Raw genomic sequence first — 17,610 nt, 5'->3', positions numbered from 1 at the left:
ATCGCAAACAGCTAGCCATTTTTCCCGGAATCGCCCTTGCCGGTGATCTGCCGCGCAAAGGCCGCAGCCGCCGCCAGCTTGTCCCGGTCGAGCCCCGTCTCGTAGCCTTCCACCGCCAGCATATCGACGACGGCGAGCGTATCCACATTGCCGCGCGCACCGGGCGCATAGGGGCAGCCGCCGAGCCCGCCGACCGAGGCATCGAAGACGGACAGTCCATGATCGAGTGCAATGCAGATATTGTCGAGCGCCAATCCGCTCGTATCGTGGAAATGGCCAGCAAGATTTTCCGGGGCGGCGACGACGAGCACCCCGTCCAGCATGGCCGCGACCTCGTTTGGCCGTGCACGGCCGATCGTGTCGCCAAGGCTTACCTCATGGCAGCCGAGGCGCAGCAACTGTTCCGTCACCGCTGCCACAGCGCGGGGCTCGACCGGGCCGTCATAGGGGCATTGCACGACGCAGCTGACATAACCGCGCAACGGAATGCCGTCTGCCTTCGCCGCTTCCGCGACCGGCCGGGCGCGCTCGATGCTTTCGGCAATCGAGCAGTTGAGATTGGCGCGCGAAAACCCTTCGGAGGCAGAGAGGAAGACAGCGACCTCATCGACGCCTGCCGCCTTCGCCGCCTCGTAACCCTTCATGTTGGGCACCAGCGCCGCATAGGAAATGCCGGCCCGGCGCTTGATACCGGCCATCACCTGCGCCCCATCGGCAAGCTGCGGTACCCATTTGGGGCTGACGAAACTCGTCGCCTCGATACGCCTGAAGCCACAATCCGACAACACGTCGATCAGCGCGATCTTGTCGGCGGACGGGATGATCGCCTTCTCGTTCTGCAAGCCGTCGCGGGCGGCCATCTCGACGATTTCGATGTGCCGGCTCATGCCGCCTCCTCGGGCTCCAGCGAGAGCAAAAGCGCGCCCTCGGCCACCTGGTCGCCGACTGCGACGGGCACAGCGGCCACCACGCCGTCGCGGGGGGCTGCCAGCACCAGTTCCATCTTCATCGCCTCCATGGTGACGAGCGGATCGCCCTTCGTCACGCGTGCACCCGGCTCCACCGAGACGATGCGCACCAGGCCCGGCATCGGCGCCGAGAGTCGGTCGCCACCGGCGGCCGCCTCGCCATGATGGCTTGCCTCTTCCGCGCGTGCGAAGGCATGGCTATGGCCGGCGAAGAAGACGACGATGTCGGCGCGGTCGCTGTGCACCCTTGCCGGCAGGACATGGCCATCAAGGTCCACTTGCAAGGAACGGCCGTTCGACGATCGAATTCGGATATTCGTTGCCAGGCCGTTGCGTTCGATGCGGAAGCGATCCTGGCCGAGCGTCGTGACGCGCAGGGCATGTTCCGCGCCGCCGTGATCCAGAAAAACCGTCTGTGCGGCCTCGCCCCACAGGCGGAAACCGCGGATCTCGCCCCACGGGTCCGGGTCGGCCGGCGCGTCAAGGAAGCCGAGCGACGACAGGGCAGCCAGTGCAAAAGCCTCCTCGGGGGCATCGGGTTCAGCCAGCAGCCCTTCTCCCGCCCGGCCGATCACTCCGGTATCGACATCACCGGCGGCAAAGGCCGGCAGACGGCACAGGCGGGCGAGGAAGCCGGCATTTGTCGTCACGCCACCAACGCGGCATTGTTCCAGCGCCGTTCCCAGTTTCGCCAGAGCTTCCGCGCGGGTGCTGCCGTGGGTGATGACCTTGGCGATCATCGGGTCGTAGAAGGGCGTGATGAGATCACCGGCCCGCACGCCGGAATCAATGCGGGCACCGTCTGGCAGGTCGAAAACCGAGAGGCGGCCCGTTGCCGGGAGGAAATCGCGCGCCGGGTTTTCCGCATAGAGCCGCGCCTCGAAGGCCCAGCCATTGATGGCAAGGTCCGCCTGCCGTTTCGGCAATGGCTCGCCGGCAGCGACGCGCAGCTGCCACTCGACGAGATCGAGGCCGGTGATCGCCTCCGTCACCGGATGCTCGACCTGAAGGCGCGTGTTCATTTCCATGAAATGGAAGCGATCCTGCCGCAAGCCTTCCGAAACGTCGGCTATGAACTCGACCGTCCCGGCACCGCTATAGCCGATCGCTGCCGCCGCCCGCACCGCAGCCGCACCCATCGCCGCGCGCATTTCCTCCGTCATGCCGGGCGCCGGCGCCTCTTCGATGACCTTCTGGTGCCGGCGCTGGAGGGAGCAGTCGCGCTCGAAAAGATGCACGACATTGCCGTGATTATCGCCAAAAACCTGCACCTCGATATGGCGGGGCTTGGCCATGTACTTTTCGACGAGCACGCGGCCATCGCCGAAGGCGCTTTCGGCCTCGCGGCGGGCGCTTTCCAGTGCCGCGGCAAAATCGGCGGGCCGTTCCACCCGCCGCATGCCCTTGCCACCGCCGCCGGCGCGCGCCTTGATCAGCACGGGGTAACCGATGGCATCCGCCTCACCGGCAAGGAAAGCGGCATCCTGCTTCTCGCCGTGATAGCCGGGCACCACGGGCACGCCCGCTTTTTCCATCAGCGCCTTTGCTGCATCCTTGAGACCCATTGCGCGGATGGCGCTTGCCGAGGGGCCGATGAAGACGAGACCGGCGGCTTCCACCGCCTCGACGAAAGCGGGGTTTTCCGATAGGAAGCCGTAGCCGGGATGCACCGCCTCCGCCCCGCTCGCCTTTGCCGCCTCAAGGATTGCCGGGATGTTCAGGTAGCTCTTTGCCGCTTCCGCAGGGCCGACTCGAATAGCCTCGTCGGCCATTTCGACATGCAGCGCCTCACGGTCGGCATCGGAATAGACGGCGACCGTCGCGACGCCCAGGCGCCTGGCGGTGCGGATGACGCGGCAGGCGATTTCGCCGCGATTGGCGATGAGGATTTTCCTGAACATGCGCGTTTCGGCTTTCTATTGTGCGGCGATCGCTTCGACTTCGAGCAACCATTTTTCGTCGAAGATCGAGGCGATGACGACACTCATGGCTGGCGCGACGCCGCCGAGATATTCGCTGCGGATCTCGCGATTGGCCAGAGTGTGATGCCGGTCGGCGAGAAAGGTCGTGACCTTGACGAGATCGGCCTTCGACATCCCGGCAGCTTTCAGCTGGGCGTCGATGTTGCGCCAGACGAGCCGCGCCTGGTCCTCGAAGCCCTCGGGCACCTTGTCGTCGTCCGAGACGGGGATCTGGCCGCTGATGAACAGCAGCGTCTTGAAATCCTCGATCTTCACGGCCTGCGAATAACCGCCCCGCGGGGCAGGGGCATTCTTGGCATTGACTGTTTCGCGCTTCATGGACTTGCCTCCTCTACATTCGGAAAATGCCGAAACGGGTGGGCTCGATCGGCGCGTTGAGCGCCGCCGAGAGCGAGAGCGCCAGCACATCGCGTGTCTTGCGCGGATCGACGATACCGTCGTCCCAGAGCCGGGCCGAGGCATAGAGCGGGTGGCTCTGGCGAGCGAACATGTCGATGGTCGGCTGCTTGAAGGCGGCTTCCTCCTCGGTGCTCCAGCTGCCGCCGGTGCGCTCGATGCCCTCGCGCTTGACGGTCGCCAGCACGCCGGCCGCCTGCTCACCGCCCATCACGGCGATGCGGCTGTTCGGCCAGGTCCAGAGGAAACGCGGCGAATAGGCCCGGCCGCACATGCCGTAATTGCCGGCACCGTAGGATCCGCCGATCAGCACGGTGAGCTTCGGCACATTTGCCGTCGCGACCGCCGTGACGAGCTTGGCGCCGTTCTTGGCGATGCCTTCCGCCTCATATTTGCGGCCGACCATGAAACCGGTGATGTTTTGCAGGAAGACCAGCGGAATACCGCGCTGGGCGCAGAGCTCGATGAAATGCGCGCCCTTCAGCGCGGCTTCGGAAAACAGCACGCCATTGTTGGCGATGATGCCGACGGAAAGGCCGTGCAGGGCGGCGAAGCCGCAAACCAGCGTGGTGCCGAACCGGGCCTTGAACTCGTCGAAGCGCGAGCCATCGACCACGCGGGCAATCACTTCGCGCACATCATAGGGCGTGCGTGTATCGGCCGGAACGATGCCGAGCAGCTCTTCCGGGTCGTAGAGCGGTGCATCGCCATTGCCGGACTTCGTAACTTCCGGCTTACGTGTATTGAGGTTCGCGGCGATCTGCCGGGCAATCGACAAGGCGTGCCGATCATCGCGCGCTAAATGGTCGGCGACGCCGGAAAGGCGGGTGTGCACGTCGCCACCACCCAGATCCTCGGCCGTCACCACCTCGCCCGTCGCGGCCTTCACCAGCGGCGGGCCGGCGAGGAAGATCGTGCCCTGGTTCTCGACGATGACAGTCTCGTCGCTCATCGCCGGAACATAGGCGCCGCCCGCCGTGCAACTGCCCATCACGACGGCGACCTGCGGAATGCCGGCCGCGGACATCTGCGCCTGGTTGTAGAAGATGCGGCCGAAATGGTCGCGATCGGGAAAAACCTCGTCCTGGTTCGGCAGGTTGGCGCCGCCGGAATCGACGAGGTAGATGCAGGGCAGCCGGTTTTCAGCGGCAATTTCCTGCGCGCGCAGGTGTTTCTTCACGGTGATCGGATAGTAGGTGCCGCCTTTCACCGTCGCGTCGTTGCAGACGATCATGCATTCGCGGCCGGAGACGCGGCCGATGCCGGCGATCATGCCGCCGGAGGGCGAGGCACCATCATAGAGGCCGTGGCCGGCGGTGAGGCCGATTTCGAGGAACGGGGAACCCGGATCGAGCAATTGCGCCACGCGGTCGCGCGGCAACAGCTTTCCGCGCGCGACATGGCGCTCCCGCGCTTTCGCGCCGCCGCCATCCATGGCCGCGCCTGCTGCCTCTTCCACAAGCCTCAGCGCATCGAGCATGACCTTGCGGTTCGTCTCGAACGTCTCGCTGCGGGTGTTCACGGCCGAGGGGATGACCGGCATTACAGCGTCTCCTGAAAGATTTCACGGCCGATCAGCATGCGGCGGATTTCGGACGTGCCGGCGCCGATCTCGTAGAGCTTGGCGTCGCGCAGCAGGCGTCCGGTCGGGTAGTCGTTGATATAGCCGTTGCCGCCCAGCGACTGGATGGCCTCGAGCGCCAGTTTCGTCGCCATCTCGGCGGAGTAGAGGATGCAGCCGGCGGCGTCCTTGCGGGTCGTCTCGCCGCGGTCGCAGGCGCTGGCGACGGCGTAGACATAGGCGCGGCAGGCGTTGAGCGCGACATACATGTCGGCGACCTTGCCCTGCATCAGCTGGAACTCGCCGATCGACTGGCCGAACTGCTTTCGCTCGTGGATATAGGGTACGACCACGTCGAGGCAGGCCGCCATGATGCCGAGCGGGCCGCCGGAGAGCACGACACGCTCATAATCGAGGCCGGACATCAGCACATTGACGCCGCGGCCGACCGTGCCCATCACGTTCTCCTCCGGCACCTCGCAGTCGACGAAAACCAGTTCGCAGGTGTTGGAGCCGCGCATGCCGAGCTTGTCGAGTTTCTGGGCGGTCGAGAAGCCGGCAAAACCCTTTTCGATCAGAAAGGCGGTGATACCGCGCGAGCCCGCCTCGGGATCGGTCTTGGCATAGACGACCAGCACATCCGCATCCGGCCCGTTGGTGATCCACATCTTGTTGCCGTTCAGCACATAGCGGTCACCGCGTTTTTCGGCACGCAGCTTCATCGAGACGACGTCGGAGCCGGCACCCGGCTCGGACATGGCGAGCGCGCCGACATGGTCGCCAGAGATCAGCTTCGGCAGGTATTTCTGGCGCTGCTCGGATGTCGCATTGCGGATAATCTGGTTGACGCAGAGATTGGAATGGGCGCCGTAGCTCAGGCCCACCGAGGCGGAGGCGCGGCTGATCTCCTCCATCGCCACGCAGTGCGCAAGATAGCCCATGCCCGAGCCGCCATAGGATTCCGGCGCGGTAATGCCGAGCAGGCCGAGGTCGCCCATCTCCCGCCAGAGCGGCATGGGAAAGTTGTTCGTGCGGTCGATCTCGGCTGCCTGCGGCGCGATACGGTCCGTCGCGAACCGCCGTACGCTTTCGCGCAGCGCCTCGATGTCTTCCCCGAGCCCAAAACTCATGCCGGCGTCGTACATATCCATCCTCCCCTTGTCGCCGCCTCAGGCGGCCGTCTTCTGTCGTTCCGCCCTGTCGAAGGCCACACGCATTTCCGCTTCGCGCGCCTTCACCCGCTTCGCGGCATCCTCCTTCACCGGCCCGTATCCGCGAATCTCGCCGTAAAGCGAGGCAAGCGCAACGGCCGCGTCGAGGTTTTCACGACAGAGGTTTTTCAGCACATGCTCGACCAGCGCCGCATAGTCGGTGATGAGCTGGCGCTCCATGCGGCGCTCCGTGGTGCGGCCGAACGGGTCGAAGGCCGTGCCGCGCAGGCCCTTGAGGCTTGCGAGCACACCGAAGGCCGGCAGCATCCAGCGTCCGAAGCGGCGCTTGCGCGGCCAGCCGTTCGCATCTTCCCCCTGCAGGAACGGCGGCGCGAGGTTGAAGGCGATGCGGTAGTTGCCCTCGAACTGCTCGGAAAGCCCCGCCTTGAAGGCCGGATCGGTGAAGAGCCGTGCCACCTCATACTCGTCCTTGTAGGCGAGAAGCTGGGCATAGACATGCGCAACCGCTCGCGTCAGCCGGTCATCCGGGACAACCGCCTTTTCGGCTTCCCGTACGCGATCCACGAGCGCCTGGTAGCGGCTGGCGAGGGCCGCGTTCTGGTAGGCCGCCAGGTGCGTCATGCGGTGCGCGATCAGCTCTTCCGTTGCCATGGTCTCCAATGTCGCGGTCCGCTTGCCCGGCTCCAGCAGGCGCTCGGCGCGGGCGGGATCGGCGGCTATCAGCCGGCCCCAGCCGAAGGCGGAGAGCGTGGCGTCGACCGCCACCCCGTTCAGCACGATCGCCTGTTCGATCGCCTGGCGGGTGAGCGGGATCAGTCCCTTCTGCCAGGCGAAACCGGTCATCAGGATGTTCGTCGCCATGGCATTGCCGGCAACCTTTTCGGCGACCGTGGTGAAATCGAGCAGGTGCGACGTCGCCCGCAATGCGGCGCGCACCGTGTCCTCGACCTCGCGTCGGCGGAAGTCGAAGTCCCGCTTGCGCACGAAATCGGCGACCGGCGTCAGCCTGGTGTTGATCACGCCCGTCGTGCGGTGGTGGTCGCAGAGCGTCACGGCATCCTTGGAGGAGGCCACCACGTCGTCGGCTGCGATCAGCAGGTCCGCACCGCCGGTGATGATGCGCGGCGACGAAACGTCCTGATCCTTGAGGCCGATGCGCAGGTGGCTCATCACGGCGCCCCCCTTCTGGGCGAGACCTGCCATGTCGAGGATCATCGGCGACTTGCCGTCGAGATGGGCGGCCATGCCGAGGATGGCGCTGATCGTGAGGATACCCGTGCCGCCGATGCCGGCGATGGCGATGTTGTAGGAGCGGTCGCCGATCCGGACGATCTCCGGCTCGAGAATGCCTGTCATATCCGGGTTCGAGCGGGCCGTCTTGCGCAGCCGCCCGCCTTCCACCGTCACGAAGGACGGACAGAAACCCTTGAGGCAGGAATAGTCATTGTTGCAGGTCGACTGGTTGATCTTGCGTTTGCGGCCAAATTCCGTATCGAGCGGTTCGACGGAGACGCAGTTCGACTGGGTGGAACAGTCGCCGCAGCCTTCGCAGACCGCCGGATTGACCATCAGGCGGAACGGCGGGTCTTCCATAAGGCCGCGCGAACGGCGGCGGCGCTTTTCTGCCGCACAGGTCTGCACATAGACGATGGCCGAGCAGCCGGTCACGTCCCTTATGTCGCGCATCACCCGGTCCATCTCGTCACGGTGGCGAATGATGACACCCGGTGCCAGCATGGACGGCGAATAGACTTCGGGATGGTCGGAAACGAGGTAGATCGGCCCGACACCCTCGTCATGCAGCTGGCGCGTCACCGCCTCGGGGCTGATCGGCCCGTCGACGGTCTGCCCGCCGGTCATGGCAACCGCGTCGTTGTAGAGCAGCTTGTAGGTGATGTTGACACCGGCTGCGACCGACTGGCGGATCGCCAGGATGCCGGAATGGTAATAGGTGCCGTCGCCGAGATTGACGAACATGTGCTTTTCATCGGTAAACGGCGCGATGCCCGACCACGGCACGCCTTCGGCGCCCATATGCGTGAAGGTCGTCGTCTCGCGATCCATCCACTGCACCATGTAGTGGCAGCCGATGCCGGCCGCCGCACGGCTTCCCTCCGGCACCTTGGTGGAGGTGTTGTGCGGACAGCCCGAGCAGAAATAGGGCACGCGCTCGATGGGCGCGGCATGCGCCTTGCGGATCTTTTCGCGCTCCAGCAGGTAGGCGAGTTCGTCAGCGATCACCGTCTTCAGGCCGGCATCGAACTCCAGGTGCAGCAAGCGGGCGGCGATGGCACGGGCGACCACGCCGACCGTCAGCGCCTGCGACAGGGGCAGGAACGGGTGGTCCTCATGGTCGAATTTGCCGATGATACGTGGCCGTTCGCCGTGATGCCAGTTGAACAGTTGCTGCTTGATCTGGTTTTCGATGATCTCGCGGCGCTCCTCCACCACGAGCACCTCTTCCAGCCCTTGCGAAAATTCGCGCACGCCTTCCGGTTCCAGCGGCCAGGGCATTCGGACCTTGTAGATACGCATGCCGATCTCGGCCATCTCGGCCGGGCCAAGCGAAAGCTCCTTCAGCGCCTGGAGCACATCCTCATAGGCCTTGCCGGATGCGATGATGCCGAAGCGGGCGCGTGGCACATCATGCGTCACCTCATCCACCTTGTTGGCGCGGGCAAAGGCGATGGCTGCATAGCCCTTGTAGGTCTGCAGCCGTTCGTCCTGTGGCAGCGGCGGATCCGGCCAACGCAGGCTGAGGCCGCCCGGCGGTAACTCGAAATCTTCGGGCAAGACGAACTGCCGGCGCTCGCCCGCAAGATCGACCGAGGCCGTGGTCTCGACCGTGTCGGAGATGAACTTCATGCCGACCCAGCAGCCGGAATAGCGCGACATGGCGGTGCCAAGCAGCCCATATTCGACGAACTCGTGGATGGATGACGGATAGAGCACCGGCATCAGCGCCGACATGAAGGCATGGTCGGACTGGTGCGGGATGGACGACGACTTTGCCGAGTGATCGTCGCCCGCAAAACACAGCACGCCGCCCTGTTTCGAGGTACCGGCGGCATTGGCGTGTTTGAAGACGTCGCCACAGCGATCGACACCCGGCCCCTTGCCGTACCAATAGCCGGCAACGCCGTCTTTGCGGGCGCCGGGCGACAGATGAAGCTGCTGCGTGCCCCAGACGGCGGCGGCCGCCAGATCCTCGTTCACCCCCGGCCGGAACACGATGTCGCGCGCCGCCAGATGTTTGCCGGCTTTCGCCAGCTGCTGGTCGTAATTGCCGAGCGGCGACCCACGATAACCCGAGATGAATGCAGCAGTGTTCAGCCCCGCGGCACGGTCGCGCCGCATCTGAACGATGGGCAGGCGCACGAGTGCCTGGATGCCGGAAAGGAAGACCCTTCCCTCCTCCGCCGTATACTTGTCCTCGAGAGAAAAGCTCTGCTTCAGCATGACTTCCTCCTCGATGGCCCTCCTCCACGAAAGCCATCCTCCATATCTAGGAGCCTACGCCGGGATTGGGAGGAGTGGGTCCTTATTTTCCCCTTGCAGCATCACGATTTAGGGATGGCATCCGCAAAGCGGGCCTGTGGACGCAAAGCCATCCTACTGCGCCTCAGATCGGCACGCGGTGGGTGTTCTTCAGCTCATCGAGCGCGAAGCTCGAATTGACGAAACCGACGCCCGGCAAGCGCAGCAGGGCCTTCTTCAAAATCTCCTCGTACTGGCGCACGCTGCTGGTCAGCACGCGCAGCACATAGTCGTGCTCGCCGGTCATTGAGTAGCACTGCACGACTTCGGGCATGTTCTTCACCGCCTTCTCGAACTCGAGCAGCGTCACTTCGTCATGCTGTTTCAGCCGCACGAAGCAGAAGACGGAGACCTCGAAGCCGACGAGCTTCGGGTCGACCGCGACGATCCGGCCACGGATGATGCCGAGCCGCTCCATCTCCTTGATGCGCCGCCAGCACGGCGTATGGCTGAGGCCCACGCGCTCGCCGATCTGGGCCACCGTCAGCTCCGGTTCGCTCTGCAAAAGCCGCAGGATCTTGCGGCTCGTCTCGTCCATACCGCTCTCGCCCATGACCTAGAGAAACCCGCGGGAGGCGAGATTGCGCATCAGCGCGGCGATGCCGAAGGTCCAGGGCGGGCATTCGGTGGAGAGACGTACCGTGTTGACCAGCGCCCCCAGCTCGATATTCGAGATGGTGACCCGGTCGCCGGTCTTGTGGGTAAAGCCCTGCCCCGGCGCGTCACGGTCCTCGACAGGCGCAAAGAGCGTGCCCATGAACAGCATGAAGCCGTCGGGATATTGATGGTGTTTTCCGATCGTCTGGGAAACGAGATCGAGCGGGTCGCGGCTGATTTCGCGCATCGTGCTGCGGCCCTTCAGCACGAAGCCGTCCTCCCCTTCGATCGAGAGGTCGAGATCGGCCTTGCGCACGTCATCGATCGAATAGGTCTCGTCGAACAGGCGGATGAACGGACCGATGGCGGCGGAGGCGTTGTTGTCCTTCGCCTTGCCGAGCAACAGTGCCGAGCGGCCCTCGACATCCCGCAGGTTAACATCATTGCCGAGTGTCGCGCCCTTGACGCGGCCCTTGCTGTCGACGGCGAGCACGATTTCCGGCTCCGGGTTGTTCCACTTCGAAATCGGATGCAGGCCGACCGAAGCGCCCCAGCCGACCGAGGCGAGCACCGGCGCCTTGGTGAAAACCTCGGCATCCGGCCCGATGCCGACTTCGAGATATTGCGACCAGACGCCTTCCTCGATCAGCGCCGCCTTGACCTTGGCTGCCGCTTCCGAACCCGCCTTGAGGTCGCGCAGGCTGTCGCCGATGATGGCGGTGACACGACCGCGCACTTTCTCCGCTACAGCCGGATTGCCCGCCGCCTTCTCCTCGATCACCCGCTCGATCATCGACCGCGCAAAGGTGACGCCACAGGCCTTCACGGCCTGGAGATCGCAGGGCGCCAGAAGATGAAGCCGCGAAAAGTCGCCCGCGCCTTCGACGGAAGCTTCGAGCGCGGCATCCAGAGTATCCAGGGGGTCGCAAGACGCAGAGCGCGCGACCGCCGCGGGGTCATCGTTCTCCAGAAGATCGCGCATGGTGGGTATGATCTTTGAGGTGATGTCGCAGAGCTTGCCGTCACGCAAAACCACGACCGCCGGCCCCTGTACATCCGGCCGCCAGACGCGCCCGACAAACGTTCCTTGCGAAAAAGTGCCTGCCGTCACCGCGTGTCCTCCTTGCCGGCTTTCGTCCTATCGATATGCCTTCGTGGTCGTTAGGCACCCTCTGCCGGGCAGCGGAGCGTCTTCACCCACCCACAAACAAGTTTCGTACCTTTCTCAGGAAAAACCGGACACGCCTCTTTATGTTGTAGCCGCTCCAGTATTTTTCGGCAAAGCATGCATTCAAGATCGGCCTGCGCTTATAGTCAGCGGCGTTGACGAAAATTTCGAACAGATCGTCAAGCGCGGCTTCGGGCTTGCTTATATTCGCGTCCAACCACTCCGGATCCGGGCCGGCCGGCAGGATATCGTTGCGTATGCCGTCAAATGTCGCCTCCAAGCCGCTGCCCTGAAACAGGAGATTGCCAAAGGAGGCCTTCCAACCGAAATCAGCAATGATCGCTGTCGGGATCCCTCGGCTGACGGCATTTATCAGAAGCGTGCTCGCAAAGCCCAGGCACAGATCACATCTACCCAAAGCTTCCTGCGGCGCGTCGTATTTCACCACCAGGTTCTTGGGCAGAATTCCCCCGAGGCTCGATGACAGAAGAAGTTTCGGCAGCTGGTATTTCGGGGGATGCGCAGAATTGTGCCCACTGTGATCCCGGCACTGCACGATGAGTTCCCTGTCTGGCCAGGCGAGTGCATAGTCAACCAAAAATCGGGACAGGGCCGTCCTGTCCCCCTTGCTGTAGGGCACAACGTTCTGGTCGATGAAGAGAACCGTGCGCAGCGAAGGACTTACCTCTGCACGTGGCTGAACGCCCATCAAAGATGGAAACCCGAGAAGGAAAGCGTTTTCGTCGCTCGCCCCGTGCTTTTTGCAAAACTTCTTGTAGTCCCTCACGTTGTTCTTCGAATTGAACAAGACAATGTCGCTGGCAACCCGATGGGAAAACCCGACATCCTGCCGATAAAGTGTAACGCCGGCAAAACAGCTGACGAAGAGCGGCCGATCGCCGTCTGAATGTTCGAATTCCCGCGTCACATTCCAGATTCGGCGTCCGGAACAGCAGAAAAACACCACATCACAAGCAGCGGCCCTCACGGAGGCCGCAAGATTTCCGTCAGACGCGTAGGAGAACCCTCCGGTCTTGCGCAGCGCTTTTGTGAGCGTGCCGTTGACAACAATGTCTCGCCCCGAATCCCTTTCCAGGAAAAGATATTGGACGCTGGCCCCTTTTGATAAAAATACGGGAGCGAGCCTGGCGGCGATGTCCGCATAGGCGTCATAAGAGATAACGAATAGGATTTTCGGTTTTCTGGACATTTTCAAAGGTAGGCGTTTGCGCCGTCAGACGGCGGATTCTGGTGACTGATCGCATTTCGCTCTCTGAAGTCAATCCCCCAACACACGCATACAACCGCCTTGAGCCGGCCTTGCAACAAAAGACTGCAAACGAAGACATCGTGCGGCTCAGCACGCCGTTATCAATCTGCGCTTGCCTTGATCGAACGCCTTGCCTAAAAGAGAAATCGACAAATGGCGACGAAAAGGCGCTAATCCATTGAAGAAAATGGGATTTCTTATTCCATCAGTGATTAAGAAGCACTTTCGGCGTTTGCGCAAGGCGATAGGAATGGGAGGGGGCACTCCCGCTGATATCGTAGCGTTGCGTGCGCAGTTGCTTGCCTTCCCCCGCCTGTTTCCCGTAAATCAAATCCTGTATCGCGGCGAAAAAATCTGGCCGGTTTTCCGGTTCGCGCTCTGGCGCACCCTGCGGGCGGTCTATGAAGGCCGGGACAATAAGATCAATCCGCAGAAGCCCATGCTGCCGCCCGAATGGGAAAAGGAATATCGCGAGTTGTGCGGCGCCATCTCCATCGATGAACTGGCGACCAATAGCCCGCTCGACTTCCTGTTTTTCGTCAACCAACGGGGCGTCGAGCAGTTTTCGGGACCGGAAGGCATCTACAACCGCATTACCGACCCCGTTTTCGAAGCGGCGCGCACCGTCGGCACTGCACAGAAGATCGAGCTTCTCAAGAGCCGCGGTCTACTGGACACGAATCGCGTCCACCCCCCCATCTACATCCTGCCGCCCCAATTGCGCAGCGTCGGGCACGTACAGTTGCTCGACGTGCCGCCAAATTTTGTGGAAATACTGCAAGCCAGCTTCCCGGCAATCCAGTTTCGCGACGACGATGTCAGCGACATAATGGACTGGCATTTCCACCAGTACGAGATCTACCACCAGATCCTCACGCGGATGCGCCCGAAATGCGTTTTCTTCATGGGTTTTGAGTTTCACCTTGCCCTGAGCCAAGCCGCTGCCGATCTTGGCATCAAGAGCGTGGATCTGCAGCACGGCACGCAGACGGGCTGGGGTCCACTCTACAAGTGGTGGGATGAAATGCCGGCGGAAGGGTACAAAATGCTCCCCGACTATTTTTGCGTATGGGGAAAACGTGACTTCGACCATCTTTCGACAACAATACCCGGCGCAAAACATCAGCCGATCATCGGCGGTTTTCCCTGGATGGACAGACAGAAGGATCTCGGCGCGCCCCTTAGTGACGCGTTCAAAGCCAAGCTCGCAGCCTACAAGAAGGTGATCCTTGTGACGCTCCAGCATCAGAATACCGTGCCGGAAATACTGTCCGCGACGATCGCCCAAAGCCCTTCGAACTATTTATGGCTGCTGCGAAAGCACCCGAAAGGACGTTCGCCAAAGGCACGCGGCGCGCTTGCGCGCGACAACGTGGTTATCTCACCGGAAGTCGACAATGTCGTGCTCAGCCACCTCCTCCCACTCGTTGACGTCCATATGACAGCTGGATCGACCGTCGTGCTGGAGGCGGACTACTTTGGCGTCCCCAGTATCGTGTGGGATATTACCGGTGTTGAAAACTACGAAGAGATGATCGAAGAAGGTCTCGTGCACAGCGTCTATTCAAGCGCAGAATGTGTCGCGATCTTGGCTACTTTAGAGCGCCGTCCTTCCACGGGCAGCGAAGCAATTTGCGTAACAGATACAGCAGCGGTGCTGCGCTCATTGGTGAAACTATGACAAAAAAAACTGCAGTCGACTTGCTGGTATACGGGCCGTGCTCCAATGCCGGTGACGTTCTCATTCATCAGACCTTCAATGCCCTGTTTAAGGATAGCCTGGACACGCAGTACCGCCACATCCGCGCGGACAAGCTGGGTTGCCCGACCGGCAACGTCGTAATCGGCCCCGGCGGCCTCCTGTCCGGCGCCTACCGCGCCGATACCGCTCCCGACGAGTTGGTTATCCGGCACTTGAATGCGAAGACCCTGGACGCGTGGCAGAAAGCCGGCAAGAAGATCTTCTGCTTCGGCACGGGTACGAACACGCCCTTCGACGCGCACAAGAATGCAAAGCCGTTCTCAAGTGTCAGCGAACAGAACATCGCGAAGCTTGCCCATCTTGCCACGCGTCTCTATCTGCGCGGCACGCGCGACATTCTGCGCCTTTCGTCGTTCTGCGCCAGCGAGGACAGCGACAAGTTCGTCTTCCAGCCCTGCCCGTCGGTCTTCCTCGACCGTCTCTTCAACATCAAGCCGGAAACCAGCGATCGCATCGCCATAAACTTTCCGCTGAACGCGGTGCTGACGAAAGAGAACGTCGCCAACCATCCGCTCAAGCGCTTCAAGGAATATGCCAACGCCCAGGGCCTCAAGGTTTATTTCCTCGACAACCACCCGATGGACATCAACCCCTATGTCCTGGAGTTGTGCGACGGTACCACGCATGACAAAAAAGTCATGAAGATCGTTGCCACGGAAGGTTTCGGCGCCTCGTCCGAACACAACAAGAAGTTCCAAGACGTGTGGATGGATTATCAAAGCCTGCCGGCCCGCTTCAACGGCTATCGATTTGCGTTCGGAGCACGCCTGCACTCCTTCCTGCCCTTCATGGCCTTCAATACCCCTACCGTTTTCCTGTCGCCGAACGAAATCCGCCGGCCGATGGGGATCGAGTACTTCCAGCACGCGGCCTTCAGCGCGGCAGTGCCGTGGTCGAACGCACAGGGACAGCAAACCGTTGCCAGCATGATCGACCGATTGAACTATTTCATCGCCCACGAAGACCGGCTGCGCGCCCACATTCAAGAACAAAAGGAACGCTTGTGGGCCATTACGCAGGTCAACAAGGCGGATATGCTCGAGCGCTTGCGCTAATATGCAGGCCAAACCGGATGTTCTGCACTTCGAAGCCAATCCCGAAAGTGACCGCCTTCTGGTCTATTTTGGAGACATAGGCTCGCAGAAGGCAGATTTCGGCTTGTTCGCGCGTAGCAAAATCAACAAGCTGATCCTGCGAGACCCTAAGCGCACCTCGTACAATGGTCCGATCGCCGGCCTGTCAAAGAATGCGGATCAACTGGCAGAGGTCCTGCAACACTATACAAGCCGCTTCGCGCCGGAAAACATCGTCGTGGCTGGTGGCTTCCTGGGGGGCTACGCAGCCCTGGCGTTCGGATGCCGGCTGGGTGTGGGGAAAATCGTGGCTTTCGCGCCGCAATTCCACTTGCACCCCCAACTGCCCTACGCCCCGAAAATGCCGGTAAAGCACGCGGACCTCTACAAAATCGTCGCCGCGCGTCATGCCCGGACCGATGTGGAGATCTGGTACGGGACCGAAGATATCGTGGATCTCTACCAGGCGCTTCCTGCCATGGACATTGAGGGAGTTTCCCATAGGCCGCTGAAGGGCTGCATGCATGATGTGCTTGCCCATATGAAGAATGAGGGACGCCTCGATTGCTTCTACGAATACATTTCAGGCTTGTCCTCCTTTGAATGGGAGCCCTATGATTTGCCTGTCCTGGACAAGTCGAGAATCAACTCTGCGGTTGAAAATTACTATATCCACAAGGATGACGACGCGGTCGTTGCCGCGCTGGCTCCGGTGGCGAGCACCTATAAGCTGTCAGCAGTTCACTACGCGCTCGGCTCGGCCTATTATCGAATGGGTAAGATGGCGGAAGCGGAAACCTGCTTTGAAGAAGCCATTGTTGCCTGCGAAAACAATTACGCCGCCTGGTACCATCGGGGCCTGACCTTTCTCAATCGTAAGGCTTATGCGCAGGCGGAGGATTGTTTTGCCGCCGCCATCACACATTCCCCATCGCCCAGTGCCGCCCGCTACGCGCAACTCGGCACCGCACAGCGCCTGCAGGGGAAGCTCGATTTGGCCAAGGCCACGCATCTCCATGCGCTCTCCCTCGGCGGCGGTCATATTGCCTCGCATTTTCAGTTGGGTTTGATCTACCAGGACCAAGGTCTATTGCAGGACGCTCTGGCGAGCTTTGAGGAGCATCTGCGCCTGCGGCCGGACGCGGATGCATCGCAAAAGCGAATCGACCAATTACGCAAGAAAATCGCCCAGCGCATGCGCAGGAATGCCGAGGCGGCCAAATTCGAGACCCAGCCGAAAATCCTCTTCAACCGGATCGATGGCGCGCGCCAAGTGACCATCCTTCTCGGATTTTCCAAGTATATGTTTCGTGGATTCCAGCGAAACAACATACAAATGAAGGGGGATTGGTATCTCGATCACGTCAAGGAAAATACGGAATATCTCAGTCAGCATATCCGCAGGCACAGTCTGTCCGTCGTCAACATCATCGGCACGAGCAAATCCTGCACCGGCGCGTTCATTTTCGCGGATGAACTCGCCAGACGCTTTCCGAAGGTAAAATTCAACGTCTTTGCGTTCTCCGCGTACACCACCCTCGACAGGCGGTTTTACGACGAGCACCAACTCAACAAGTATCTGCCCGGTTCCCTCTTGGGGGTATGGGAGAATTCCGAAAAATACGCCTCGGCACTCGCACGCTATGGCGACAGTACCCAGTTGGCGAAAGCCAACAATATTTCTCTGATACTACTCTATCCAGAGTACAGCAGAGGGGGCGAGACCGCTTTGGCGCTGCGCATGCAAGGCCACGCAAACGTTCGCCTCGTGCCCCTGCCGGTGCGCACGCATTCCATTATCGCGCCGTTCTGGCATAAACTCCTCGAAGGCCAGGAAATTGAGGTATTCGAGGGGGTTGTGCGTCCGCTGCCTCCGCAGGACTACGCCTATTTTTCCGGCTTGCAGGACCGCTCCGACTATACGTTCGACCTCTATCATTTGCTTGACGATACGGAACGCTTTCTTGAAAGGCTCGAAGCGGCGAACAAAGATTACATTCGCACGCTCGGCAAGGCGCCTTACTGAAGCGCGCTGCGATCTTGGGGCGGTAATCCTCCCGCGCACTAATCGGGTTCAAAAGTAGAATTTTCTCGGCAATATGCATGAGGAGATTTTGATGAAGA

The 17,610-nt window shown here is 61.6% G+C and carries 11 protein-coding genes and 2 pseudogenes; 3 read left to right on the top strand and 10 right to left on the bottom strand.

Annotation, left to right across the window (positions count from 1 at the left end):
- Positions 1-11: 11 nt before the first annotated feature.
- The 10 genes and pseudogenes from AC1RT2_RS23100 to AC1RT2_RS23055 all read right to left on the bottom strand — a co-directional run bounded on the left by AC1RT2_RS23100 (position 12) and on the right by AC1RT2_RS23055 (position 12,591).
- Complete coding sequence (locus AC1RT2_RS23100; RefSeq protein WP_493105704.1) at positions 12-887, bottom strand: hydroxymethylglutaryl-CoA lyase; 876 nt, start codon at positions 885-887, stop codon at positions 12-14.
- A pseudogene (locus AC1RT2_RS23095) lies at positions 884-1,099 on the bottom strand (acyl-CoA carboxylase biotin carboxyl carrier protein subunit); the annotation flags it as partial. The gene AC1RT2_RS23100 and the pseudogene AC1RT2_RS23095, both read right to left, overlap by 4 nt.
- A gap of 108 nt (positions 1,100-1,207) precedes the next feature.
- A pseudogene (locus tag AC1RT2_RS23090) lies at positions 1,208-2,869 on the bottom strand (acetyl-CoA carboxylase biotin carboxylase subunit); the annotation flags it as partial.
- 15 nt (positions 2,870-2,884) lie between these two features.
- Entirely contained in the window at positions 2,885-3,268 is a 384-nt protein-coding gene (locus AC1RT2_RS23085) for a RidA family protein (protein WP_069060047.1), read from the bottom strand.
- 13 nt (positions 3,269-3,281) lie between these two features.
- The gene (locus tag AC1RT2_RS23080) at positions 3,282-4,889 is read right to left on the bottom strand and encodes a carboxyl transferase domain-containing protein (RefSeq protein ID WP_493105702.1); all 1,608 of its coding nucleotides are present in this window, start codon (positions 4,887-4,889) and stop codon (positions 3,282-3,284) included.
- Positions 4,889-6,037: an isovaleryl-CoA dehydrogenase gene (locus tag AC1RT2_RS23075; RefSeq protein ID WP_171902450.1), complete on the bottom strand. Its 1,149-nt coding sequence runs from the start codon at positions 6,035-6,037 to the stop codon at positions 4,889-4,891. Before AC1RT2_RS23075 ends, AC1RT2_RS23080 begins: the two co-directional genes overlap by 1 nt.
- Positions 6,038-6,076: 39 nt before the next feature.
- Complete coding sequence (locus AC1RT2_RS23070; RefSeq protein WP_493105700.1) at positions 6,077-9,538, bottom strand: indolepyruvate ferredoxin oxidoreductase family protein; 3,462 nt, start codon at positions 9,536-9,538, stop codon at positions 6,077-6,079.
- Positions 9,539-9,701: 163 nt separating this feature from the next.
- On the bottom strand, positions 9,702-10,154 hold the full coding sequence (locus AC1RT2_RS23065; protein ID WP_444800933.1) for an Lrp/AsnC family transcriptional regulator: 453 nt from the start codon (positions 10,152-10,154) through the stop codon (positions 9,702-9,704).
- Between the two features lie 18 nt (positions 10,155-10,172).
- A complete protein-coding gene (locus AC1RT2_RS23060; RefSeq protein ID WP_493105698.1) occupies positions 10,173-11,324 on the bottom strand; it encodes a fumarylacetoacetate hydrolase family protein in 1,152 nt (383 codons plus the stop codon).
- Between the two features lie 82 nt (positions 11,325-11,406).
- Positions 11,407-12,591, bottom strand: coding sequence for a DUF6716 putative glycosyltransferase (locus AC1RT2_RS23055; RefSeq protein ID WP_493105696.1), 1,185 nt, complete (start codon positions 12,589-12,591; stop codon positions 11,407-11,409).
- 238 nt (positions 12,592-12,829) lie between these two features.
- Here AC1RT2_RS23055 and AC1RT2_RS23050 point away from each other — a divergent pair, with 238 nt between their 5' ends.
- The 3 genes from AC1RT2_RS23050 to AC1RT2_RS23040 are packed head-to-tail and all read left to right on the top strand — an operon-like array spanning position 12,830 to position 17,512.
- Positions 12,830-14,332, top strand: coding sequence for a hypothetical protein (locus tag AC1RT2_RS23050; RefSeq protein ID WP_493105694.1), 1,503 nt, complete (start codon positions 12,830-12,832; stop codon positions 14,330-14,332).
- Complete coding sequence (locus AC1RT2_RS23045; RefSeq protein WP_493105692.1) at positions 14,329-15,468, top strand: polysaccharide pyruvyl transferase family protein; 1,140 nt, start codon at positions 14,329-14,331, stop codon at positions 15,466-15,468. Before AC1RT2_RS23050 ends, AC1RT2_RS23045 begins: the two co-directional genes overlap by 4 nt.
- A gap of 1 nt (position 15,469) precedes the next feature.
- Positions 15,470-17,512, top strand: coding sequence for a tetratricopeptide repeat protein (locus AC1RT2_RS23040; RefSeq protein ID WP_493105690.1), 2,043 nt, complete (start codon positions 15,470-15,472; stop codon positions 17,510-17,512).
- The last annotated feature ends 98 nt before the right edge of the window (positions 17,513-17,610 follow it).

Source organism: Shinella sp. GW821-FHT11G07 (assembly GCF_058808115.1).
This window is presented reverse-complemented; position numbering and strand designations above follow the sequence as displayed.